Below are 23,318 nucleotides of genomic sequence, written 5' to 3'. Positions count from 1 at the left end.
GAAGGGCGAGGGTGAGGGGGCGTTTCCGGAGCCTCATCCGGAGCCTCCCCCTCACCCTCGGCTCACGCCTCGCTCCGTCGACCATGAAGTCGCCGGAGCCCTCTCCCCGCCCGCGGGGAGAGGCGACTGCACGCGACCCGACGCGCAGGCCGCGTGGGGGCCTCACGCCTCGCCGCGGCCCTTCACCTTGAGGGCCGCCTGCGCCGCCGCCAGACGGGCGATCGGCACGCGGAACGGCGAGCACGAGACGTAGTCGAGGCCGGTTTCCTGGCAGAAGGCGATCGAGGCCGGGTCGCCGCCATGCTCGCCGCAGATGCCGAGCTTCAGCTTGTCCCGCACCGCCCGGCCGCGCTCGGCGGCCAGCCGCACCAGTTCGCCCACGCCTTCCTGGTCGATCGACACGAACGGGTCGGAGGCCAGGATGCCGCGCTGCGTGTAGGGCCCGAGGAACCGGCCCGCATCGTCGCGGCTGATGCCCAAAGTGGTCTGGGTCAGGTCGTTGGTGCCGAAGGAGAAGAACTCCGCCGTCTGGGCGATGTCGCCGGCCCGCAAAGCGGCGCGCGGCAGCTCGATCATCGTGCCGACCTGATACTCGACCTCGGTGCCGGTCTCGGACGCCACGGCTTTCGCCATGGCGTCGATGCGGGCCTTCACCAGATCGAACTCGGTGCGGGTGAAGACCAGCGGCACCATCACCTCGGCGATGATCGGCGTGCCGGTCTGCTTGGCGGCCTCGACGGCCGCCTCGAAGATCGCCCGGGCCTGCATCTCGGCGATCTCCGGATAGAGGATCGCGAGCCGGCAGCCGCGGAAGCCGAGCATCGGATTGAACTCGTGCAACTCGTTCATGCGACGCCGCACCTTGTCCTCCTGGACGCCGGTGGCGGCGGCGACCTCGCCGATCTCCTTGTCGGAATGCGGCAGGAACTCGTGCAGCGGCGGGTCGAGGAGCCGGATGGTGACCGGCAGGCCCGACATGATGGTGAACAGCTCGACGAAGTCCTGGCGCTGGTACGGCAGGAGCTTTGCAAGCGCGGCGCGCCGGCCTTCCGCATCGTCCGCCAGGATCATCTCGCGCATCGCGACGATGCGCTCCTCCTGGAAGAACATGTGCTCGGTGCGGCACAGGCCGATCCCTTCCGCGCCGTACTTGCGGGCGGTGCGGGCGTCGAGGGGGGTCTCGGCGTTGGTGCGGACCTTCATGGTGCGGACCTCATCGGCCCATTCCATCAGCGCCGCGAAGTCGCCCGACAGCTCGGGCTCGACCATCTCGACCGACCCCTGCATCACCTGGCCGTTCGAGCCGTCGATGGTGATGCGGTCGCCAGCCTTCAGCGTCACGCCGCCAACCGACAGGGTGCGGGCGGCGTAATCGACCCGGATCTGGCCGGCGCCCGACACGCAGGGCTTGCCCATGCCGCGGGCGACCACGGCCGCGTGCGAGGTCATGCCGCCGCGGGTGGTGAGAATCCCTTCCGCGGCGTGCATGCCGTGGATGTCCTCCGGCGAGGTCTCGACGCGGACCAGGATGACCTTGCGCTCGGCCTTCTTGGCGGCCTCGGCCTCCTCGGAGTTGAACACGATCTCGCCCGAGGCGGCGCCCGGCGAGGCCGGCAGGCCGGTGGCGATGACCTTGCGCTCGGCCTTCGGGTCGATGGTCGGGTGCAGCAGCTGGTCGAGGGAGGCCGGCTCGACGCGGCCGACCGCCTCCTGGTGGGTGATCAGGCCTTCCGCCGCGAGTTCGACCGCGATCCGGAGCGCGGCCTTCGCCGTGCGCTTGCCGTTGCGGGTCTGCAGCATCCAGAGCTTCCCGGTCTCGACCGTGAATTCCAGGTCCTGCATGTCGCGGTAATGGTGCTCGAGCATCCCGTAGATGCGCACGAGCTCGGCATAGGCCTCCGGCATCGCCCGCTCCATCGACGGCTTGTCGGAGCCGGATTCGATGCGGGCGACCTCGGTGATGTCCTGGGGCGTGCGGATGCCCGCCACCACGTCCTCGCCCTGGGCGTTGATCAGGAACTCGCCGTAGAGCGCCTTCTCGCCGGTGGAGGGGTTGCGGGTGAAGGCCACACCCGTGGCCGAGGTCTCGCCCATGTTGCCGAAGACCATGGCCTGGACGTTGACCGCGGTGCCCCAGCTCGCCGGGATGCTATGCAGCTCGCGGTACTTGTTGGCGCGCGGGTTCATCCACGAGCCGAACACCGCGCCGATCGCCCCCCAGAGCTGGGCCTGCGGGTCCTGCGGGAAGTCCTGGCCGAGCTCGCGCTTCACCAGCGCCTTGTACTCGCCGATCAGGTGCTTCCAGTCGGCCGCGCCCAGTTCGGTGTCGAGGGTCAGGCCCTTCTCGTCCTTGTAGCGCTCCAGCACCTCCTCGAAGGAGTGGTGCTCCACGCCGAGCACCACGTTCGAGTACATGGTGATGAAGCGGCGGTAGCTGTCATAGGCGAAGCGCTCGTCGCCGGCGCCGCGGGCCAGCGCCTCGACGGTGACGTCGTTGAGACCGAGATTGAGCACCGTGTCCATCATGCCGGGCATCGAGGCCCGGGCGCCGGAGCGCACCGACACGAGGAGCGGCGACTCGGAATCGCCGAAGCGGCGCCCGGTCAGCTTGCCGACGGCTTCGAGCGCGCCGGCGACCTCGCCCTCCAGTTCCGGCGGGTATTGCCGGCCGTGGTCGTAGTAGTAGGTGCAGACCTCGGTGGTGATGGTGAAGCCGGGCGGCACCGGGAGGCCGAGATTCGACATCTCGGCGAGGTTCGCGCCCTTGCCGCCGAGCAGATCGCGCATCGCCGACTTGCCCTCGGCCTTGCCGTCGCCGAAGGTGTAGACCCACTTCGCCATGTCACTTGTCCGTTCGTAGCGGCTGCCGCCTGACGTTCCCGCCGGGTTGGACCATTCCCCGGCCCAACGCAAGCTGAACGGCAGGGTCATCCAAAAGTCTTAGGGGCGGGACGTGCCGGGCGTGGGGGACTTTGGCCCGGAGGTCTGGGCTCGGAGGTCTGGGCTCGGAGGACTTGGGTGCCTCGCCTCCCCCGGGCCCGGGCCGGATACCGGGTGTGGCGCCCGGCGGGCCGGCGACGACGGGTCACGCTAGCTGGACGATGAGGCCGTTCTGGATCGTCACCCGCCGGTCCATCCGGGCGGCGAGCTCCAGGTTGTGGGTGGCGATCAGCGCCGCGACGCCGGAGGCCCGCACCAGCGAGACCAGGATCGCGAAGACGTGGCCGGCGGTCTGCGGGTCGAGGTTGCCGGTCGGCTCGTCGGCCAGCAGCAGCCGCGGGCCGTTGGCGAGCGCACGCGCGATGGCGACGCGCTGCTGCTCGCCGCCCGATAGCTCCGCCGGGCGGTGGGCGAGTCGCTCCTTGAGGCCGAGGAACGACAGCAATTCGCCCGCCCGCGCCCGCGCCTCCCTGGCCGCCAGGCCGCGGATCAGCTGGGGCAGCACCACGTTCTCCAGCGCCGAGAATTCCGGCAGCAGGTGATGCGACTGATAGACGAAGCCCATCTCCTCGCGCCGCATCCGGGTGCGGGCGGCATCGTCCATCCGGGCGCTCGGCTGGCCGCCGATATAGACCTCGCCGGCATCCGGGCGCTCGAGCAAGCCGGCGACGTGCAGCAGGGTCGACTTGCCGGTGCCGGACGGCGCGACCAGCGCCACGATCTCGCCGGGCCAGATCGCGAGGTCGGCCCCGCGCAGGATCTCGAGATGACCGGCGCCTTGCGCGTAGCGCCGCTCGACCTGCGCGAGGAAGAGCGCCGGGACCGGCTGCTGCTGGGTGTCGTCCATCGGCGTCAGGCGCCCCTCGCCGAGGCGTGGGGGGTGGGGCGTTCGGGGAAGGCGGGCAACGGCATCCGGACGGTACTCGGGTACGGGGCCGGGCGAGCGCCCGGCCGGGACGAAGGATCAGCCGTAGCGCAGGGCCTGCACCGGGTCGAGCCGGGCGGCGCGCCAGGACGGGTAGAGGGTCGCGAGCAGCGACAGCACCATCGACATCGCGACGACCGCCACGACCTCGCTGGCGTTGGTCTCCGACGGGATCTCGGACAGGAACCGCACCGTCGGGTCCCAGGCGCCCGGGAAGAGCGTGCGCTGGATCACCGTGAGGTTGGCCGAGAAGACGAGCCCGAGCACGAAGCCCGCGATGGTGCCGAGGATGCCGATCGAGGCGCCGGTGATCAGGAAGACCCGCATGATCGCGCCCCGCGTCGCCCCCATGGTGCGCAGGATCGCGATGTCGCTCGACTTGTCCTTCACCAGCATGATCAGGCCGGAGACGATGTTGAGCGCCGCCACCAGCACGATCAGCGTGAGGATGATGAACATCACGTTCCGCTCCACCTCGAGGGCGGAGAAGAAGGTGCGGTTGCGCTGGCGCCAGTCGGTGATCAGCACCGGGCGCTCGGCCGCAAGCTCCAGTTCTCCCCGCGCCTCCCCGACGGAATCGGCATTGTCGAGGAAAATTTCGATCACCGAGACGTCGCCGTCGCGGTTGAAGAAGGCCTGCGCTTCGGTCAGCGGCATGTACACGAAGGTGCCGTCGAACTCGGACATGCCGACCTCGAACACCGCCGCGACGTTGTAGCTCTTGATCCGCGGCGCGGTGCCGAACGGCGTCGTGGCGCCCTTCGGGGTCGCGAGCGTGATCGTGTCGCCGGCCTGGAGCCCGAGGGATTCGGCCAGCCGCTTGCCGATGGCGACGCCGCCGGCGGCGTCGAAGTTCTCCAGCGTGCCGCCCCGGATGGTCTTGGCGACCGACGGAATTTTTTGCAGGTCGTCGGCCCGCACGCCGCGCACCAGCACGCCCGAGCCGCCGAACTGCGACGAGGCGAAGGCCTGGCCCTCGACCATCGGCAGGGCGAGGTGGACGCCCGCCACCTTGCCGAGCCGCTCCGACAGGTCGGCGAAGTCGGTCAGCGGCCGGTCGATCGGCGCCACGAAGATGTGGCCGTTGATGCCGACGATCTTGCTCAACAGCTCCTTGCGGAAGCCGTTCATCACCGAGAGCACGATGATGAGGGTGGCCACGCCCAGCATGATCCCGAGGAACGAGAACAGGGCGATGACCGAGACGAAGCCCTCTTTGCGCCGGGTGCGCAGGTAGCGCCCGGCGATCGTCCATTCGAACGGCGCGAACGGCAGGGTGCCGCCCCCGCCGCGCCCCGCGAACAGGGTACCGACCTTCGGGATACGGTCGCGAATCGCGGCAAGGGGCATCGGCTCAGGCCGTCCGGTTCTGGCGCAGGTAGGCCGGCACGGCGTCGGGGGCGACCGTCTCGCGGGCACCGGTGGCGCGGCGCTTCACTTCGACCTTGCCGTCGGCGAGACCCTTCGGCCCGACGATGACCTGCCAGGGCAGGCCGATCAGGTCGGCGGTGGCGAACTTTCCGCCCGGGCGCTCGTCGCGGTCGTCGTAGAGGACGGTCAGGCCGGCAGCCTCCAGCTCGCCCTGAAGCTTGGCGCAGGCCGCGTCGGTGGCGGCGTCACCGACCTTGAGGTTGAGGAGCGCGACGTCGAAGGGCGCCACCGCATCCGGCCACACGATGCCGGCTTCGTCGTGGCCCGCCTCGATGATCGCCGCCACGAGCCGGCTCGGCCCGATGCCGTAGGAGCCCATATGGACCGGGCGCTCCTGCCCGTCGGGCCCGGTGACACGCGCGCCCATCGGCTCCGAGTACTTGGTGCCGAAGTAGAAGATATGGCCGACCTCGATGCCGCGGGCGGCCATCTGCTCGGGCGCCGGCACCTGCGCGAAGGCGGCGGCGTCGTGCATCTCGGAGGTCGCGGCGTAGCGCGAGGTCCAGTGATCGACGGTCGCCTGGAGCCCGGCGACGTCGTCGAAGTCGATTGTCGCGTCGGGGGTCGGGAAGTCGAGATAGGCGCGGTCGCAGAAGACCTCGCTCTCGCCGGTCTGGGCCAGGATGATGAATTCGTGGGAGAGGTCGCCGCCGATCGGCCCGGTCTCGGCCCGCATCGGGATCGCCTTCAGGCCGAGCCGCGCGAAGGTGCGCAGGTAGGCCACGAACATCTTGTTGTAGGAGTGCCGCGCGCTCGCCTGGTCGAGGTCGAACGAGTAGGCGTCCTTCATCAGGAACTCGCGCGAGCGCATGGTGCCGAAGCGCGGCCGCACCTCGTCGCGGAACTTCCACTGGATGTGGTAGAGGTTCTTCGGCAGATCCTTGTAGGAGCGCACAGCCGAGCGGAAGATCGCGGTGATCATCTCCTCGTTGGTCGGCCCGAACAGCATGTCGCGCTCGTGCCGGTCCTTGATGCGCAGCATCTCCTTGCCGTAGGCGTCGTAGCGGCCGGATTCGCGCCACAGGTCGGCCGACTGGATCGTCGGCATCAGGAGCTCGACGGCGCCCGAGCGGTCCTGCTCGGCCCGGATGATGTCCGCGACCCGGTTGAGCACCCGCAGGCCCAGCGGCAGCCAGGCATAGATGCCGGCCGCCTCCTGGCGGATCATGCCGGCGCGCAGCATCAGGCGGTGCGAGACGATCTCGGCTTCCTTGGGCGTCTCGCGCAGGATGGGCAGGAAGTAGCGGCTGAGACGCATGGTCGACCTTGGCGTGGCAGGCAGTGGCTTTACGGGGGCTCGCGGCCCCGCCGGGGCGGGTTGATCCCCGGGGATCGCCCTTTTGCACGCTTCCGGCCCCGTTCGCAAAACATGAAACGCGACGCGCTGCCCGCCGCGGCGCCTCCGTCGGCGTCCCTCCCCGCGCCGGAAGCGGGGCGAAGGAGGAAAATGCGGTTGCCATGCAAAAAAACGCATCAACCTGCTGGAAAGGTGGTGACAATGCGAATTCTTGTTCCTATAAGCGGCATCGCGATGATGCGCAGGCAGGCCGAACGGCGCCGCGCAAGGTCCGAGTCTCGGGAGGAATAGCCAGCCTCAACACCCAACGGGGTGAATAATAGAATATGGACTGGCGAAAACATTCAGAAAGCTATCAAGCAAGGCTTCCGAGCCTTGCTTTTTTATTTTGTGCTTCGAACGACAATGAAGCCCGGACCATGCGGGCGACCGCGGCGTCGAACGCCGCGGCTCTGCTACAGCCCTGCGAGAGGAAAGGCCGCCACCGCGACGACGAAGACCACGTCGGAGACGAGCGTGGTCCACACCGCCTTGCGGCGCATTTGCGGCTTGTGCGGCGCGCCGAGATCCTGCCCCGGCACCACGACCTCGGTGCCGTCGGGCGCGGCGCGGAACGGCAGCACCGCGAACAGCACCGTCCACCAGACCACGAAATAGAGAGCCCCCGCCCCGAAGGCGCTGAGGCGGAAGCCCCAGACCGCCAGGGCGAGCATCGGCAGCATCAGGACCACGCACACCGCGAGGGTGCGGGGGATCGAGGCGGTGGCACGGTCGAGGAGGTCGGCGATCAAGGTCAGGCCTGCTCCAGCTCGACCAGCGTGCCGAGGAAGTCCTTCGGGTGCATGAACAGCACCGGCTTGCCGTGGGCGCCGATCTTCGGCTCGCCCGAGCCGAGGATGCGGGCGCCTTGCGCCTTCATCCGGTCGCGGGCCGCCAGGATGTCGTCGACCTCGTAGCAGACGTGGTGGATGCCGCCGCCCGGGTTGCGCTCCAGGAAGGCGTTGATCGGCGAATCGGCACCCAGCGGCTCCAGCAGCTCGATCTTGCTGTTGGGCAGCTCCACGAAGATCACCGTCACGCCGTGCTCCGGCTGCGGCAGCGCCGCCGACAGGGTCGCGCCGAGCGTGTCGCGGTACACCTTGGCTGCGGCCTCGAGATCCTTCACCGCGATGGCGACGTGGTTGAGCCGGCCGATCATGGGTGTTCCTCCGTTATCCCCGAGGGATGATCTGTTCTTGGGTTTTGGCTCCAACGGCGCGACGGCATCAACCCGTCCTTGTGACTAGACGCTGAGCGCCTGAAGCTCGGAGAGCCCCCTCCCCCCGCAGAGGGGGGAGGGTCGGAAATCGCATCGGGGCGACGCCCCCGCTCTCGTCACACCTCGACGACCATCACGTGGCAGGCGGGCTTCTTGCCCCACACCTCGTTGACGGCCGAGCGGATCGCGCGGTCGACGGCGTTCTCGACCGCCTCGGAGTCGCGGCGCTTGACCCGCGACAGGCCGTTGAGCGTCCGCTCGACCGCGTCGCCGACGACGTCGATGATGACCTCGCCCTTGCGGCCGTAGCTCGGCAGGCCCATCAGGTCGATCGACGGCTCGCCCTTGATCTCGCCGTTGCGGTCGAGGGCCACCGCCACCGAGACGATGCCCGTGAAGGCGAGCTTGCGCCGCTCGGGGATGGCGCGGTCGTTCGCATCGACGAGGACGTTGCCGTCCTTGTAGACGCGACCGCTCTTGACCCGGGTGACGATCTCCGGCTCGCCGGGAGCCAGCCGGATCAGGGTCCCGTTGCGGGCCTTCATCACCTTCTCGACGCCCTGCTTGCGGGCGAAGGTCGCGTGCTCGGCGAGGTGCAAAGCCTCGCCGTGGACCGGCACCGCGATCTGCGGCTTGGTCCAGCGGTACATCGCCGCCATCTCGTCCCGGCGCGGGTGGCCGGAGACGTGGACGAGCTCGGTCCGGTCGGTGATGACCTCGATGCCGGCCTCGATCAGGTCGTTGATGATCGCACCGACCGCCCGCTCGTTGCCGGGGATCGCCCGCGAGGAGAAGATCACCCGGTCGCCCGCGGCGAGCGCGATCTCGGGATGCTCCTCGCGCGACACGCGGGCCAGCGCCGCCCGCGGCTCGCCCTGCGAGCCGGTGAGGAGCGCCACCACCTTCTCGCGCGGCAGGTAGCCGTAGGCCTCGGCGCCCCGGATCTCCGGCAGGCCGTCGAGGTAGCCGCACTCGCGCGCGACGTCGATCACCCGGTCCATGGCCCGGCCGACCGCCACCACGTCGCGGCCGCAGGCCTGCGCCGCGAGGCAGACGGCGCGCATGCGCGCGACGTTCGACGCGAAGGTCGTCACCGCGACCCGGTGCGGGGCGTTGCGGATCAGCTCGGCGAGGTGCTGCGAGACTTCCGACTCGCTCGGCGACCGGCCCTCGCGGGTGACGTTGGTCGAATCGCAGACCAGCGCCAGCACGCCCTCCTCGCCGAGGCGGGTGAAGGTCTCCTCCGAGGTGGAGTTGCCGGCGACCGGCGTGTCGTCGAGCTTCCAGTCGCCGGTATGCAGGACCATCCCGAGCGGAGTGCGGATCGCGAGGGCGTTCGCCTCGGGGATCGAGTGGGCGACCGGCACGTACTCGATCGAGAACGGGCCGAGCTGGAGGCGCCCGTCCGCCGGCACCTCCCGCATGTCGACCTTGGGCGCGCCCGGCTCGCCGAGGCGGCGGGCCTCGATCAGGTTCTTGGTGAAGCGGGTGGCGTAGATCGGCACCTTCAGCTTCGGCCACATCTCGCCGATGGCGCCGATATGGTCCTCGTGCCCGTGGGTGATCAGGATGCCGAGGATGTCCTTGCGGTGCTCCTCGGCGAAGCTGAGATCCGGGTACATCAGGTCGACGCCCGGCAGATGCTCCTCGCTGGCGAAGCCCATGCCGAGGTCGACCATGATCCACTTGCGAGCTTTAGGCGGCCCGAAGCCGTAGAGGCCCGCATTCATGCCGATCTCGCCCACCCCGCCGAGGGGCACGAAGATCAGCTCATCTCCCTTGTTCGACATTCCCATACCATTGCTGCATGGACCGCCGTCGCGGTCCTACTCGAGGAACGGCCTCGTCTGCCGTCACGGTCACGGCGCCGTCATGTTCGTATCCGGCCGGAAACGGCCGCGCGGCGGCGGCGCCCAGGGGGCGCCCCGCCGTAAAAACGTCTCTCCCTCAGGGACGCGTCGTCGCCGTCACGGCGCCGGTCCGCCTCCTCGCGTCACGCCGCCGTGGCGGCCGTCCCGAAATGCACCTCGCCGGCCGAGACCGCGACATGGCCGCCATCCGGCAGCCGCACCACGAGGCGCCCGCCCTCGTCGATCGTCTCGAAGGTCCCGGTCGCGCTACGCCCCCCGGCCTGGACCGTCACCGGACCACCGAGTCCGGCCGCCGCGGCGAGCCAGGCCTCGCGGATGCGGGAAAAGCCCCTGCCCTCGTCCCAGAGCCGCTCGGCCTCGATCCAAGCGCCCGTCAGCAGGCGAAACAGGCCCGGCGCATCGACCGCGTGACCGGCTCCGGCCAACGAGGTCGCGGCGTAGGGCAGCCCGTCCGGTGCGCCCGCCACGTTGATCCCGATCCCGACCGTCACCACCGCGCGGCGATCCGGCAGGGTCTCCATCTCGAGGAGGATGCCGACGAGCTTGGCGCCGCCGAGCAGCACGTCGTTCGGCCATTTGAGCCGGAAATCGGGCCCGCGTCCATCCGCACCCGGACCGCAGGCCCGGCGCAGGGCCCGCTCGACCGCGACGCCGGCGACGAATCCCAGCGTCGCGACCCGGTCGGGCGCGAGGGAAGGCGGCACGGGCCAGAGCAGGCTCGCGGCATGGTTGCCGGGGATCCAGCTCCAGCCCTTGCCGCGCCGGCCGCGTCCGCCGGTCTGCTCCCGGGTGACCACCCAGAGCGGGCCGGTCTCGCCCGCGCGGGCGCGATCGAGGGCCTGCGTGCTCGTCGAGGCGAGGCTGTCATGGACCTCGAGGCGGTATCCCGCGGCCGTGGCCGCGGGGTCGAGCACGAAGGTCATGCGCCTAGAACAGCGACTTCGCGGCGGCCCCAGCCAGCCCGACCAGCGGAGCCGGCACGAGCCAGAACAGCAGCACCACGACGCTCGACAGGCCGAGCACGATGCGCAGGCCAGGGCCCATCGGGGCGTAGGCGCCCGCCGGCTCGTCGAAGTACATCACCTTGACGAGGCGCAGGTAGTAGTAGGCGCCGACCACGCTGGTGACCACGCCGATTACCGACAGCAGCACCAGGTTCGCCTTGATGGCCGCCGCGAAGACGTAGAACTTCGCGAAGAACCCGGCGAGCGGCGGAATGCCGGCGAGCGAGAACATCATCATGGCGAGCAGGAACGCGACCAGCGGATGGGTGCGCGACAGGCCCGACAGGTCGTCGATGGTCTCGTACATCTGGCGGCCGCGGCGCAGCGACAGGATCACCGCGAAGGCGCCGAGCGTCATGGCCAGGTAGATCGCCATGTAGATCACGACGCCGCGCACCCCCTCCTCCGTGCCGGCGGCGAGCCCGATGAGGGCGTAGCCGACATTGGCGATGGAGGAATACGCCATCAGGCGCTTGAGGCTGCGCTGGCCGATCGCCGCGAAGGAGCCGAGCGCCATCGAGGCGATCGACACGAACACGATGATCTGCTGCCATTCCGGGGTGATGACCGGGAAGGCGCCGATGAAGACGCGCACGGCCATCGCCATCGCCGCCATCTTGGGAGCCGAGGCGAAGAAGGCGGTGACCGGGGTCGGCGCACCCTCGTAGACGTCCGGCGTCCACATGTGGAACGGCACGGCCGCGAGCTTGAACGAGACGCCGGCGGCGACGAACACGACGCCGAGCACCACGCCGACCCCCGAGCCCTCGCGGAGCGCGGTGACGATATGCGGGAACGAGACGGTGCCGGTGAAGCCGTAGACCAGCGAGGCGCCGTAGAGCAGCATGCCGGAGGACAGGGCGCCGAGCACGAAGTACTTCAGGCCGGCCTCGGTCGAGCGCACGTCGTCGCGGTGGAACGAGGCGATGACGTAGGCCGCCAGGCTCTGCAGCTCGAGGCCCATGTAGAGCGCGATCAGGTCGTTAGCCGAGGCCATGACCATCATGCCGATCGTCGAGAGGACGATCAGGATCGGATATTCGAACCGGGCGATGCGCTCGCGCTCGAAATGCTCCTTGGCGAGCAGGATGGCGGCGGCCGATCCGAGGAGGGTCAGCGCCTTCATGAACCGGGCGAACCCGTCGACGATGAAGGCACCGTTGAAGGTGGTGACCTTGGCGCCGAAGGGCTGGCTGACCACCGCGAACAGCGCGAGGATCAGCAGGATCAGGGCCCCGACGCTGACACCCTCGGTGGAGCGTTCGCCCTTGAAGGCCCCGTAGAGGATCAGCACCAGGACGCCGACCGACAGGATCAGCTCCGGCAGGGCGGGCCCGAGGGCGGGCATGACGATCTGAGCGGCGTTCATCGCGAAAAACTCAGTGCGGGACCGGCAGAGCCGCGGCAGCGGTCTGGGTCGTGGAGAGGGCGGCGCGCATCCCCTGCATCAGCGCGTCCGTCGAGGGCGCGAAGACGTCGAGGATCGGGCCGGGATGGACGCCGTAATAGATCGTCAGGACGACGAGCGGGGCGAGGATCAGCATCTCGCGGCGATCGAGGTCGGTGATCCCCTGCAGGCTCGGCTTCTCGAGCTTGCCGTAGACCACCCGGGCGAAGAGCCACAGGGCGTAGGCCGCCGACAGGATGATGCCGAAGACCGAGAAGAACGAGACCATCGGGTTGGCCCGGAAGGCGCCCATCATGGCCAGGAACTCGCCGACGAAGCCCGAGGTGCCCGGCAGGCCGACATTGGCCATGGTGAAGACCATCATGGCGACGGCGTAGAGCGGCATGCGCTTGACGAGGCCGCCATAGGCCGAGATCTCGCGGGTGTGCATCCGGTCGTAGATGACGCCGACGCAGAGGAAGAGCGCACCCGAGACGATGCCATGCGAGATCATCAGGAACAGGGCCCCCTGGATGCCCTGCTCGTTCAGCGTGAACAGGCCGAGCGTCACGAAGCCCATATGCGCTACCGAGGAGTAGGCGATCAGCTTCTTGATGTCGGTCTGCACCAGCGCGACCAGCGAGGTGTAGATGATCGCCACGACCGAGAGGGTGTAGACCATCGGGGCGAAATAGTGGGACGCGTCCGGGAACATCGGCAGCGAGACCCGGATGAAGCCGTAGCCGCCCATCTTCAGGAGGATGCCCGCCAGGATGACCGATCCGGCGGTCGGCGCCTCGACGTGGGCGTCGGGGAGCCAGGTATGGACCGGCCACATCGGCATCTTCACCGCGAAGGAGGCGAAGAAGGCGAGCCACAGCCAGATCTGCATGTTCGCCGGGAAACGGGTCTGCAGCAGGGTCGGGATGTCGGTCGTGCCGGCCTGCCAGTACATCGCCATGATGGCGAGCAGCATCAGCACCGAGCCGAGCAGGGTGTAGAGGAAGAACTTGAACGACGCGTAGATCCGGCGCTTGCCGCCCCAGATGCCGATGATGAGGAACATCGGGATCAGGCCGGCTTCGAAGAACAGGTAGAACAGCACAAGGTCGAGGGCGCAGAACACGCCGATCATCGTGGTCTCGAGGACCAGGAACGCGACGAAGTACTCCTTCACCCGGTGCTCGATCGAGAGCCAGGAGGCACCGACGCAGAACGGCATCAGGAAGGTGGTGAGCAGCACCAGCGGCATCGAGAAGCCGTCGACGCCGAGCTTGAAGCGGATCGTGTCCGTCAGCCAGGCATGGGTCTCGACGAGCTGGAACTGCGAGGTCGCGGTGTCGTAGCGACCCCAGGCGACGAGGGACAGCAGGAAGGTGGCGAGGGTGGCGATGAGCGCCGCCCAGCGGGCGTTGCGGCGGACCGACTCCTCGTCGCCGCGCAGCGTCAGGATGAACGCGGCGCCGACGAGGGGCAGGACGAGGAGGCCGGAGAGGATCCCGAGGCCGAGCATGAGTCTCTGTTCTCCGGTCAGGTCAGTGGGTGGCCGCGGAGACGCCGGTGATGAGGTACCAGCTCACCAGGGCCGCGACGCCGACCAGCATCACGAAAGCGTAGTGGTAGACGTAGCCGGTCTGCAGGCGGACCACCCCGCGGGTGACGTCGACCACGCGGGCGGCGATGCCGTTCGGGCCCATCCCGTCGATGATCCGGCCATCGCCGACCTTCCACAGGAACTCGCCGAAGCCCTTGGCCGGGCGGACGAAGATCCGGTCGTAGATCTCGTCGAAGTACCACTTGTTGAGCAGGAAGCGGTACAGCAGCGGCTGGTTGGTGGCGAGCTGGTGCGGCAGCTCCGGCCGGCGGATATACATCCAGAAGGCGAGCACGAAGCCCAGCACCAGCATCACGAAGGGCGAGTGCTGCACCCAGGCCGGCGCGTTGTGAATGTCGTGCATGATGTGGTTGTCGGGGCCGTGCGCGAGCGCGCCCTTCCAGAACTCGTCCATGCCCTCGCCGATGAAGCGGTTCTTGAACACCAGGCCGGCGAAGAGCGCACCCATGGCGAGGATCGCCAGGGGGATCGTCATCACCTTCGGGCTCTCGTGCGGGGTATGGGCGTGGTGGTCGTCGTGGTGCTCGATGGCCGAGCGCGAGACCGGCTCGACGTCGTGGCCCTTGTCGTCGTGGGCGACACCCTCGTGGTGGCCGAGGGCGCCGTCGGCGATGGCGGAGGAGGCATGGGCCGACGTGTGGGCGGAGGCGTGGGCGACGGCATGGTGGGCGTGCGCGTCGGCGTGGTGGTCGTCATGGCCGTGGCCATGCGCGTTCTGCCAGCGGGCCCGACCCTCGAAGGTCATGAAGAACAGGCGCCAGGAGTAGAACGAGGTGAAGAAGGCCGCGATGACGGTCGCCAGGAAGGCCAGCGTGTGGCCCGGGCGGGTCGACATGTAGGCCGCCTCGATGATGGCGTCCTTCGAGTAGAAGCCGGCGGTGAACGGGAAGCCGATCAGCGCGAGCGTCCCGATCGCCATCATGGCGGTGGTGAAGGGGATGTAGCGGCGCAGATCCCCCATGTTCCGCATGTCCTGCTCGTGGTGCATCGCATGGATGACCGAGCCGGCTCCGAGGAACAGCAGCGCCTTGAAGAAGGCGTGGGTGAAGAGGTGGAAGACGCCCGCCGCGTAGGCGCCGACGCCGAGCGCCACGAACATGTAGCCGAGCTGCGAGCAGGTCGAGTACGCGATGACGCGCTTGATGTCGTTCTGCACGAGGCCGACGGTGGCCGCGAAGAAGGCCGTGATGCCGCCGATCACCGTGACGACGATGAGCGCGTTGGGCGCCGCGTCGAAGAGCGGCGACAGACGGGCGACCATGAACACGCCGGCGGTCACCATGGTGGCGGCGTGGATGAGCGCCGAGACCGGGGTCGGGCCCTCCATCGCGTCCGGCAGCCAGGTGTGCAGCAGGAACTGCGCCGACTTGCCCATGGCGCCCATGAACAGCAACAGGCAGCAGATGGTCAGCGCGTTCCAGTCGTAGCCCAGCAGGTGGAACGTTGCGTCCTTGAGCTCCGGCACCTTGGCGAAGATGGCGTCGTAGGAGACCGCGCCGAACAGCACGAAGCAGAGGAAGATGCCGAGGGAGAAGCCGAAATCGCCGACGCGGTTGACGATGAAAGCCTTCATGGCGGCGGCATTGGCCGAGGGTTTCTCGTACCAGAAGCCGATCAGCAGGTACGAGGCGAGGCCGACGCCCTCCCAGCCGAAGAACATCTGGACGAGGTTGTCCGACGTCACCAGCATCAGCATGGCGAAGGTGAAGAGCGACAGGTAGGCGAAGAACCGCGGCCGGTGCGGATCCTCGTGCATGTAGCCCATCGAGTAGAGGTGGACGAGCGCCGAGACGCTGTTGACCACGACCAGCATCACCGCAGTGAGCGTGTCGGCCCGGAACGCCCAGTCGACCGTCAGGCCGCCGGCGGTGAACCACGTCGCGACGTGATACGTGGTGGCGCCGTGGCCGTGCCCGCCGGTCACCTCGAAGAAGGCGACCCAGGACAGGAGCGCCACGAAGACGAGGATGCCGGTGGTCACCACCTCGCTGGCCCGCGGGCCGATGCGGCGCCCGAACAGACCGGCGATGAGAAAGCCGATCAGGGGCAGGAAGACGATCGCGTGGTACATGCTCGGGTCCCGGCCTCGCGTGGCGGTTGCCGCTGTGGCGCTGGTTCTTGGGGGAAAGGGCGTGCGGGCTCGGTGAGCCGCGTCAGCCCTTCATCATGTTGACGTCCTCGACGGCGATCGAACCGCGGTTGCGGAAGAACACCACCAGGATGGCGAGGCCGATCGCGGCTTCGGCGGCGGCGACCGTGAGCACGAACAGGGCGAAGACCTGGCCGACGATATCGCCGAGATGGGTCGAGAACGCCACGAGGTTGATGTTCACCGCGAGCAGGATCAGCTCGACGGACATCAGGATCACGATGATGTTCTTGCGGTTGATGAAGATGCCGAGCACCCCGAGGGTGAACAGGATCGCGGCGACCGTCAGGTAATGGCTCAAACCGATCATCGTGCCTCTCGGCCGCTTGCGGCCGCCTTCGTGTCGCGAGGCGCTTCAGCCGCCCCGCCGCTCTTGCCATCCGCACCGCGGGGCCCGCCGGGCCCCGCACGAAACTCGTCTGACCGCGCCCGTCAGACCTCGACGCCCTGGCCGGTCGGGACCTGGCGGACCTCGACGGCGCTGGCCTGGGTGCGGGCGTTCTGGATCGCGATGTCCTGGCGCTTGACGCCCGGACGGTCGCGCAGGGTCAGCACGATCGCGCCGATCATCGCCACCAGCAGGATCAGGCCGGCGATCTGGAAGAAGAAAAAGTAGTTGGTGTAGAGAACGAGACCGAGGGCCTGCGTGTTGGTCACCGTCTCGGACCCCGGCGACACCGCCAGCGGGCCGTGGACGAGGCCCGGATCGATCGCCCAAGAGCCGACCACGAGGAGCAGCTCGACCAGGAAGACCGCCCCGATCAGGCCGCCGACCGGCAGGTAGTCCTGGAAGCCCTGGCGCATCGCCGCGAAGTCGACGTCGAGCATCATGACGACGAACAGGAACAGCACCGCGACGGCGCCGACATAGACCACGACCAGGAGCATGGCCAGGAACTCCGCCCCCATCAGCACGAACAGCCCGGAGGCGTTCACGAAGGCCAGGATGAGGAAGAGCACCGAAACGACGGGGTTGCGCGAGGCGACCACCATGAAGCCGGAGGCGACGGTGATCGCGGCGAACAGATAGAAGAAGGCGGCGGCTGCGGTCATGCGCTGAATTCATGCCGCCTGGCGGCGGCCTCCTGCCCGACCCCCGGAGCGTGCCGGCGGCTCGTCTATAGAACCCGCTCCCGCGGCGCACAACCGGGGGAGCGGCGAATGTGGCGTGGATGGGGGAGGATCACCGTCCTCCCCTGGTCCTCGAAGGAGGGAGAGCGGGCCGCCCTCCCCCGGCCGCGATCAGCGGTAGGGCGCGTCCGCCGCGATGTTGCGGGCGATCTCGCGCTCCCAGCGGTCGCCGTTCGCGAGCAGCTTCTCCTTGTCGTAGAGGAGCTCCTCGCGGGTCTCGACCGAGAATTCGAAGTTCGGCCCCTCGACGATGGCATCGACCGGGCAGGCCTCCTGGCACATGCCGCAATAGATGCACTTCACCATGTCGATGTCGTAGCGCGTCGTGCGCCGGGTGCCGTCGTTGCGGCGCGGGCCCGCCTCGATGGTGATGGCCTGGGCCGGGCACACCGCCTCGCAGAGCTTGCAGGCGATGCAGCGCTCTTCCCCGTTGGGGTAGCGCCGCAGGGCGTGCTCGCCGCGGAAGCGCGGGCCGCGATGGCCCATCTCGAAGGGATAGTTGATCGTCGCCTTGGGCTTGAAGAAGTAGCGCATCGCCAGGGCGAACCCGGTGACGAACTCCTTCAACAGCAGGCCGCGGGCGACCTGGTCGAGCTTCATGGCTCGTTCTCCGACGGGGGGCTTCAGGAGACCGGCGCGAGGCCGGTCAGCTTGAGGACGAAGGCGACGACGAACACCATGACGAGGGAGAGCGGAAGGAAGACCTTCCAGCCCAGCCGCATGAGCTGGTCGTAGCGGTAGCGCGGCACCATCGCCTTCACCATGGCGATCATGAAGAACAGGAAGCTGGCCTTGAGCGCGAACCAGATCAGGCCCGGCACCCAGGTGAAGGGCGCGAACGGGATCGGCGAGAGCCAGCCGCCGAGGAACAGGATCGTGCCGAGCGCGCACATCGTGACGATGGCGACATACTCGCCGAGCATGAACAGCAGGTACGGGGTGGAAGAGTATTCCACCATGTAGCCGGCGACGAGCTCGGATTCGGCCTCGGGCAGGTCGAAGGGCGGGCGGTTCGTCTCGGCCAGCGCCGAGATGAAGAACACCACGAACATCGGGAAGAGCCAGAGCCAGTACCAGCCGAGGATGCCGAGCGAGGTGTCCTGCGCCCGCACGATCTGCGACAGGTTGAGCGAGCCGGCGCACATCAGCACCGTGACGATCACGAAGCCGAGCGACACCTCGTAGGACACCATCTGGGCGGCCGAGCGGAGCGCGCCCAGGAAGGCGTATTTCGAGTTCGAGGCCCAGCCGCCCATGATGACGCCGTAGACGCCGAGCGACGAGATCGCGAAGATGTAGATGATGCCGACATTGATGTCGGCGATCGGCCACCCGTCGGCGAGCGGGATCACCGCCCAGGCGGCGAGCGCCAGGGTGGCGAAGATCAGCGGCGCCAGGAGGAACAGGCTCTTGTTGGCGCCCGCCGGGATCACCGGCTCCTTCAGCACGAACTTCAAGAGGTCGGCGAAGGACTGGAACAGGCCCCAGGGCCCGACCACGTTCGGGCCGCGGCGCAGCTGCACCGCCGCCCAGATCTTGCGGTCGGCGAGCAGCGCGTAGGCGATGAAGACGAGCAGCGCCACCAGCAGCGCCACGCTCTTCAGGCCTATGAGGAGGACGGTGCCGAGCACCTCCCAGACGGTCATCGGTCGGTGCTCCTCATTCCGCCGCTTCGAGGGCCCGCCCGCGGGCGAGACCCGAGCACTCGGCGAGCACCCGCGAGGCGCGGGCGATCGGGTTGGTGAGATAGAAATCGGCCACCGCGGGGCGGAACGCCTCGCGGCTCGGCTCGCCCGACAGGCCCGCGAGGGTCGTCAGGGCCGCAGTCCCGTCGGCCGGCGCGACCTGGTCGATGCCGGCGAAGTGCGGATGCGCGGCGTAGAGCGCCTTGCGCAGCGCGCCGAGCGAGTCGAACGGCAGCCGCTGGCCGAGCACGTCCGAGAGGGCGCGCAGGACCGCCCAGTCCTCGCGGGCGTCGCCCGGCGGGAAGGCGGCCCGGTTGGCGAGCTGCACCCGGCCCTCGAGGTTGACGTAGGTCGCCGACTTCTCGGTATAGGCCGCGCCCGGCAGGATCACGTCGGCGCGGTGGGCGCCCTTGTCGCCGTGGGTGCCCTGGTAGATCACGAAGGCACCCGGACCGACCTCGACCTCGTCGGCGCCGAGGTTGAACACCACGTCGAGCGCGCCGCCCTGCACCATCTCGGCGAAGGTCAGGCCGCCCTCCCCCGGCACGAAGCCGAGATCGAGGGCGCCGACGCGGGACGCCGCGTTCTGGAGCACGCCCAGCCCGTTCCAGCCCTCGGCCTTCGCGCCCAGGCCCTGGACCAGCTTGGCGACCGCCGCGAGGAGCGCAGCGCCGTCCGGACGAGCGAGCGCCGCCTGGCCGACGATGACCAGCGGCCGCTCGGCGGCCTTGAAGGCCTCCGCGAAGCTGTGACGGCCCGAGGCCACCTCGGCCAGGGTCTCGGGACCGGCGCCGAGATAGGTGTGGGGATAGGTGAGGTCCGCGTCCTCGCCGATCACGCCGATCTGGATCGGGCTCATCCGCCAACGCTTGCGGATGCGGGCGTTGAGCAGCGAGGCCTCGGTGCGCGGGTTGGCACCGACGATCAGGATCGCGTCCGCCTGCTCGATGCCGGCGATGCCGGGACCGAAGGTGTAGGCGGCCCGGCCCCAGGCCGGGTCGATCATCGCGCCATCCTGGCGGCAATCGAGGTTCTGGACCTTCAGCGCGCCCATCAGGGTCTTGAGCGCGAAGATCTCCTCGACGCCCGCGAGGTCACCGACGATCGCGCCGACGCGCTTCGGATCGGCGCCCTTGAGCTTGGCGGCGATCGCCCCGAAGGCCTCGGCCCAGGAGGCCGGACGCAGGCGGCCGTTCTCGCGGAGATACGGCCGGTCGAGGCGCTGGAGGCGCAGGCCGTCGACGACGTGGCGGGTCTTGTCGGAGATCCACTCCTCGTTGATCGCCTCGTTCACCCGCGGCTCGATCTGCATCACCTCGCGGCCGCGGGTATCGACGCGGATCGCCGAGCCGACCGCATCCATCACGTCGACGGATTCGGTCTTGTTCAGCTCCCAGGGGCGGACGTTGTAGGATTGCGGCTTGTGGACCAGCGCGCCGACCGGGCAGAGGTCGGCGACGTTGCCCTGCAGCTCCGATTCCATCGCGCGCTCGAGGTAGGAGGTGATTTCCATGTCCTCGCCGCGGCCGATGGCGCCGAGATCCGGCACGCCGGCCACCTCCGCCAGGAAGCGGACGCAGCGGGTGCAGTGGATGCAGCGGTTCATCGCGGTCCGCACCAGCGGGCCGATATACTTCTCCTCGACGGCGCGCTTGTTCTCGCCGTAGCGGGTCGAGTCGACGCCGTAGGCCATCGCCTGGTCCTGCAGGTCGCAATGGCCGCCCTGGTCGCAGATCGGGCAATCGAGCGGGTGGTTGATGAGGAGGAACTCCATCACCCCCTCTCTCGCCTTCTTGGTCAGGGCCGACTTGGTCGACACCGCCGGCGGCTCGCCGTTCGGACCCGGGCGGCAATCGCGCACGGCCCAGGCGCAGGAGGCGACGGGCTTCGGCGCGCCCTTCAGCTCGACGAGGCACATGCGGCAATTGCCGGCGATCGACAGCCGCTCGTGGAAGCAGAAGCGCGGGATCTCCGCGCCCGCGACCTCGCAGGCCTGGAGCAGGGTGTAGTCCGGCGGGACATCGACCTCGATGCCGTCGACGAGAATCTTGGTCATGCGGTCAACTCTCGGGCGAGGTCCGCGGGGCGCGCGTCTCCGCGCGCCGGGCCGGCGAACCGGGAAGGCAGGTCATGATGCGGCAGACGCGGCACCGTCTCACTCCGCCGCCATCGGCACCGGGGTCGGGTGCGGGTTGGCGGTGTAGCGGTCGATGCGCTTCTCGATCTCGGGGCGGAAGTGCCGGATCAGGCCCTGGATCGGCCAGGCGGCGGCGTCGCCGAGCGCGCAGATCGTGTGGCCCTCGATCTGCTTCGTCACGTCGAGCAGCATGTCGATCTCGCGCTTCTGCGCCCGGCCTTCCGCCATGCGCAGCATCACGCGCCACATCCAGCCGGTACCCTCGCGGCACGGGGTGCACTGGCCGCAGGACTCGTGCTTGTAGAAGTACGCGATGCGGGCGATCGTCGCGACCATGTCGGTCGACTTGTCGAACACCATCACGGCGGCGGTGCCGAGGCCCGACTTCAGGTTCTTCAGCGTGTCGAAATCCATCGGCGCGTCGATGATCTCGGCGGCCGGCACCAGCGGCACCGAGGAGCCGCCGGGGATCGAGCACAGAAGGTTGTCCCAGCCGCCGCGCATGCCGCCGCAATGCCGGTCGATCAGCTCGCGGAAGGTGATCCCGAGCTCCTCCTCGACGTTGCAAGGCTTGTTGACGTGGCCCGAGACGCAGAACAGCTTGGTGCCGGTGTTGCCCGGACGGCCGAGGCCCGCGAACCAGGCGCCGCCGCGGCGCAGGATGGTGCCCGCCACCGCGATCGACTCGACGTTGTTGACCGTCGTCGGGCAGCCGTAGAGGCCCATATTGGCCGGGAACGGCGGCTTGAGCCGCGGCATCCCCTTCTTGCCCTCGAGGCTCTCGATCAGCGCCGTTTCCTCGCCGCAGATGTAGGCACCGGCGCCGTGGTGGACGTAGATGTCGAAGGGGTAGTCGTGGACGTTGCTCTCGCCGACGAGGCGGGCGGCGTAGGCCTCGTCCACCGCGCGCTGGAGCGCGTGCTTCTCGGCGACGTACTCGCCGCGGATGTAGATGTAGCAGGCATGCGCGCCCATGGCGAAGCACGCCAGCATGCAGCCCTCGATCAGGAGATGCGGGTCGTGCCGCATGATCTCCCGGTCCTTGCAGGTGCCCGGCTCGGACTCGTCGGCGTTCACCACCAGGTAGTGCGGCCGGCCGTCCGACTTCTTGGGCATGAAGGACCACTTCAGGCCGGTGGGGAAGCCGGCGCCGCCGCGGCCGCGCAGGCCCGATTTCTTCATCTCCTCGATGATCCAGTCCCGGCCCTGCTGGAGCAGGAACTTGGTGCCGTCCCACGCGCCGCGTTTCTTCGCGGCCTCGAGACCGGGGGAATGGAGACCATAGAGGTTGGTGAAGATCCGATCCTGATCGGCGAGCATGGCGATCGTCCTACAGGCCTGCTGTGAAAAGGGGCATCATGGTCGAGATTACTGCTTCGCCTTGGGGCCGGGCGGGCCCTTGTCGGCGGCCTTGTCCGCGTTGGTCACGCCGACGGGCTTGGCCTGCGATCCGTCGGTCTTGCCCGGGGCGTTCGCCGGCACGGCGCCGGCCTCTGGCGTCGTCCCCTTGGCGGCAGCCACCGGGCGGCCGTCCGCGGGGTCGACGGGGGTCGGGGTGTAGGAGCGGCCGCTCTGCGGCGCGCCGACGGTCTCCGGCCCGGTACGGGGGACCGCGACGGTGGTGCGGTCCGGCGTCACCTCGCCCTTGTCGGATTTCGGCTCGACGCCGGCGGGAGACTGGGCCTGCGCGGGCGCGGCGGCAGCCTTGCTCTCGGTGGCGCGGCCGGCATCCGGGCGGGCGGCCTTCGGATTCTCGGCGGCCGAGGCGTCGGCACGGGCCTTCTCGCCCGTCGAGTCGGCGCCGGTCTCCTTCAGCCCCTCCTCCTCGAAGCGCTTGCGCCACGCGCCGACGCGCGAGCCGTCGAACAGCGTCTCGTCCTGGAGGGTCGTCACCGCGTCCTTGGGCTCGGAGGAGGTGCGGCCGATCTGCGAGCCGACCTTCACCGGCCGGCCGGCCGCGAGGTCGTCCATGAGCTTGCCGAGGGACTCAGGCGTGAGATCCTCGAAGTAGTCGTGGTTGATCTGCGCCATCGGGGCGTTGCAACACGCGCCCAGGCACTCGACCTCGAGCCAGGAGAAGTTGCCGTCCGGGCTGACATGGCCCGACGGGCCAAGCCGCTCGTGAAGGTACTGCTTCAGCTCGCGGGCGCCGCAGACGTCGCAGGGCGCCGTGCCGCAGACCTGGATCCAGTAGCGGCCGACCGGCTCGAGGGCGAACATCGTGTAGAAGCTCGCGACCTCCAGCACGCGGATATGCGGCATGCCGAGCTGGTCGGCCACCGCCTCGATCGCCTTCTGCGGCAGCCAGCCGCCATTCTGCTCCTGCGCCTTCCACAGGAGCGGGATCACCGCCGAGGCCTGGCGCCCCTCCGGGTATTTGGCGATCTGCCCCTTGGCCCACTCGGCGTTTTCAGCCGTGAACGCGAAGCTCTCGGGCTGCTCGGAGAGAGGGGCTAATCTGCGGTTGGCCATGTCTCAAACGTCCATG

At 69.0% G+C, this 23,318-nt stretch carries 18 protein-coding genes; all 18 read right to left on the bottom strand.

All coding sequences use genetic code 11. From position 1 onward, the window contains the following. Positions 1-162: 162 nt before the first annotated feature. The gene (gene ppdK / locus QR78_RS00195) at positions 163-2,841 is read right to left on the bottom strand and encodes a pyruvate, phosphate dikinase (RefSeq protein WP_048425456.1); all 2,679 of its coding nucleotides are present in this window, start codon (positions 2,839-2,841) and stop codon (positions 163-165) included. 244 nt (positions 2,842-3,085) lie between these two features. Beyond that, the gene (locus QR78_RS00190) at positions 3,086-3,787 is read right to left on the bottom strand and encodes an ABC transporter ATP-binding protein (protein ID WP_048425455.1); all 702 of its coding nucleotides are present in this window, start codon (positions 3,785-3,787) and stop codon (positions 3,086-3,088) included. A gap of 117 nt (positions 3,788-3,904) precedes the next feature. Continuing rightward, on the bottom strand, positions 3,905-5,215 hold the full coding sequence (locus QR78_RS00185) for a lipoprotein-releasing ABC transporter permease subunit (protein WP_082171519.1): 1,311 nt from the start codon (positions 5,213-5,215) through the stop codon (positions 3,905-3,907). A 4-nt stretch (positions 5,216-5,219) separates the two neighbouring features. Beyond that, positions 5,220-6,554, bottom strand: a complete 1,335-nt coding sequence (gene proS / locus QR78_RS00180) for a proline--tRNA ligase (RefSeq protein ID WP_048425454.1) — start codon at positions 6,552-6,554, stop codon at positions 5,220-5,222. Positions 6,555-7,048: 494 nt separating this feature from the next. Further along, complete coding sequence (locus QR78_RS00175; protein ID WP_053220736.1) at positions 7,049-7,384, bottom strand: DUF1467 family protein; 336 nt, start codon at positions 7,382-7,384, stop codon at positions 7,049-7,051. Positions 7,385-7,386: 2 nt separating this feature from the next. Then, a complete protein-coding gene (gene mce / locus QR78_RS00170) occupies positions 7,387-7,791 on the bottom strand; it encodes a methylmalonyl-CoA epimerase (protein ID WP_048425452.1) in 405 nt (134 codons plus the stop codon). Positions 7,792-7,967: 176 nt separating this feature from the next. Then, positions 7,968-9,641, bottom strand: a complete 1,674-nt coding sequence (locus tag QR78_RS00165; RefSeq protein ID WP_048425451.1) for a ribonuclease J — start codon at positions 9,639-9,641, stop codon at positions 7,968-7,970. A 203-nt stretch (positions 9,642-9,844) separates the two neighbouring features. Further along, positions 9,845-10,645 carry a biotin--[acetyl-CoA-carboxylase] ligase gene (locus tag QR78_RS00160; RefSeq protein ID WP_048425450.1) on the bottom strand — a complete coding sequence of 267 codons (801 nt, stop codon included), beginning with the start codon at positions 10,643-10,645 and terminating at the stop codon, positions 9,845-9,847. A gap of 4 nt (positions 10,646-10,649) precedes the next feature. Then, complete coding sequence (gene nuoN, locus QR78_RS00155) at positions 10,650-12,095, bottom strand: NADH-quinone oxidoreductase subunit NuoN (RefSeq protein ID WP_048425449.1); 1,446 nt, start codon at positions 12,093-12,095, stop codon at positions 10,650-10,652. Between the two features lie 10 nt (positions 12,096-12,105). Next, a complete protein-coding gene (locus tag QR78_RS00150) occupies positions 12,106-13,626 on the bottom strand; it encodes an NADH-quinone oxidoreductase subunit M (protein ID WP_048425448.1) in 1,521 nt (506 codons plus the stop codon). 22 nt (positions 13,627-13,648) lie between these two features. After that, the gene (gene nuoL / locus QR78_RS00145) at positions 13,649-15,799 is read right to left on the bottom strand and encodes an NADH-quinone oxidoreductase subunit L (protein ID WP_048425447.1); all 2,151 of its coding nucleotides are present in this window, start codon (positions 15,797-15,799) and stop codon (positions 13,649-13,651) included. Between the two features lie 82 nt (positions 15,800-15,881). Beyond that, positions 15,882-16,187, bottom strand: coding sequence for an NADH-quinone oxidoreductase subunit NuoK (gene nuoK, locus QR78_RS00140; RefSeq protein WP_048425446.1), 306 nt, complete (start codon positions 16,185-16,187; stop codon positions 15,882-15,884). A 122-nt stretch (positions 16,188-16,309) separates the two neighbouring features. Then, positions 16,310-16,930: an NADH-quinone oxidoreductase subunit J gene (locus QR78_RS00135; RefSeq protein ID WP_048425445.1), complete on the bottom strand. Its 621-nt coding sequence runs from the start codon at positions 16,928-16,930 to the stop codon at positions 16,310-16,312. A gap of 189 nt (positions 16,931-17,119) precedes the next feature. Then, a complete protein-coding gene (gene nuoI, locus QR78_RS00130) occupies positions 17,120-17,608 on the bottom strand; it encodes an NADH-quinone oxidoreductase subunit NuoI (RefSeq protein WP_048425444.1) in 489 nt (162 codons plus the stop codon). A 23-nt stretch (positions 17,609-17,631) separates the two neighbouring features. Further along, on the bottom strand, positions 17,632-18,654 hold the full coding sequence (gene nuoH, locus QR78_RS00125) for an NADH-quinone oxidoreductase subunit NuoH (protein WP_048425443.1): 1,023 nt from the start codon (positions 18,652-18,654) through the stop codon (positions 17,632-17,634). A 13-nt stretch (positions 18,655-18,667) separates the two neighbouring features. Then, a complete protein-coding gene (gene nuoG, locus QR78_RS00120; protein WP_048425442.1) occupies positions 18,668-20,749 on the bottom strand; it encodes an NADH-quinone oxidoreductase subunit NuoG in 2,082 nt (693 codons plus the stop codon). Positions 20,750-20,848: 99 nt separating this feature from the next. Next, positions 20,849-22,150: an NADH-quinone oxidoreductase subunit NuoF gene (gene nuoF / locus QR78_RS00115; RefSeq protein WP_048425441.1), complete on the bottom strand. Its 1,302-nt coding sequence runs from the start codon at positions 22,148-22,150 to the stop codon at positions 20,849-20,851. Between the two features lie 48 nt (positions 22,151-22,198). Next, positions 22,199-23,302, bottom strand: coding sequence for an NADH-quinone oxidoreductase subunit NuoE (nuoE, locus tag QR78_RS00110; RefSeq protein ID WP_048425440.1), 1,104 nt, complete (start codon positions 23,300-23,302; stop codon positions 22,199-22,201). Positions 23,303-23,318: the final 16 nt, after the last annotated feature.

The organism is Methylobacterium indicum, assembly GCF_001043895.1.
GTDB lineage: Bacteria > Pseudomonadota > Alphaproteobacteria > Rhizobiales > Beijerinckiaceae > Methylobacterium > Methylobacterium indicum.
Note: the sequence above shows the minus strand (reverse complement) of the source record. Positions and strands in the feature narration are given on the sequence as shown.

Coding starts and splice junctions, on each gene's coding strand:
- ppdK (WP_048425456.1), bottom strand. CDS start 2,841: ATGGCGAAGTGGGTCTACACCTTCGGCGACGGCAAGGCCGAGGGCAAG.
- QR78_RS00190 (WP_048425455.1), bottom strand. CDS start 3,787: ATGGACGACACCCAGCAGCAGCCGGTCCCGGCGCTCTTCCTCGCGCAG.
- QR78_RS00185 (WP_082171519.1), bottom strand. CDS start 5,215: ATGCCCCTTGCCGCGATTCGCGACCGTATCCCGAAGGTCGGTACCCTG.
- proS (WP_048425454.1), bottom strand. CDS start 6,554: ATGCGTCTCAGCCGCTACTTCCTGCCCATCCTGCGCGAGACGCCCAAG.
- mce (WP_048425452.1), bottom strand. CDS start 7,791: ATGATCGGCCGGCTCAACCACGTCGCCATCGCGGTGAAGGATCTCGAG.
- QR78_RS00165 (WP_048425451.1), bottom strand. CDS start 9,641: ATGTCGAACAAGGGAGATGAGCTGATCTTCGTGCCCCTCGGCGGGGTG.
- QR78_RS00160 (WP_048425450.1), bottom strand. CDS start 10,645: ATGACCTTCGTGCTCGACCCCGCGGCCACGGCCGCGGGATACCGCCTC.
- nuoN (WP_048425449.1), bottom strand. CDS start 12,095: ATGAACGCCGCTCAGATCGTCATGCCCGCCCTCGGGCCCGCCCTGCCG.
- QR78_RS00150 (WP_048425448.1), bottom strand. CDS start 13,626: ATGCTCGGCCTCGGGATCCTCTCCGGCCTCCTCGTCCTGCCCCTCGTC.
- nuoL (WP_048425447.1), bottom strand. CDS start 15,799: ATGTACCACGCGATCGTCTTCCTGCCCCTGATCGGCTTTCTCATCGCC.
- nuoK (WP_048425446.1), bottom strand. CDS start 16,187: ATGATCGGTTTGAGCCATTACCTGACGGTCGCCGCGATCCTGTTCACC.
- QR78_RS00135 (WP_048425445.1), bottom strand. CDS start 16,930: ATGACCGCAGCCGCCGCCTTCTTCTATCTGTTCGCCGCGATCACCGTC.
- nuoI (WP_048425444.1), bottom strand. CDS start 17,608: ATGAAGCTCGACCAGGTCGCCCGCGGCCTGCTGTTGAAGGAGTTCGTC.
- nuoH (WP_048425443.1), bottom strand. CDS start 18,654: ATGACCGTCTGGGAGGTGCTCGGCACCGTCCTCCTCATAGGCCTGAAG.
- nuoG (WP_048425442.1), bottom strand. CDS start 20,749: ATGACCAAGATTCTCGTCGACGGCATCGAGGTCGATGTCCCGCCGGAC.
- nuoF (WP_048425441.1), bottom strand. CDS start 22,150: ATGCTCGCCGATCAGGATCGGATCTTCACCAACCTCTATGGTCTCCAT.
- nuoE (WP_048425440.1), bottom strand. CDS start 23,302: ATGGCCAACCGCAGATTAGCCCCTCTCTCCGAGCAGCCCGAGAGCTTC.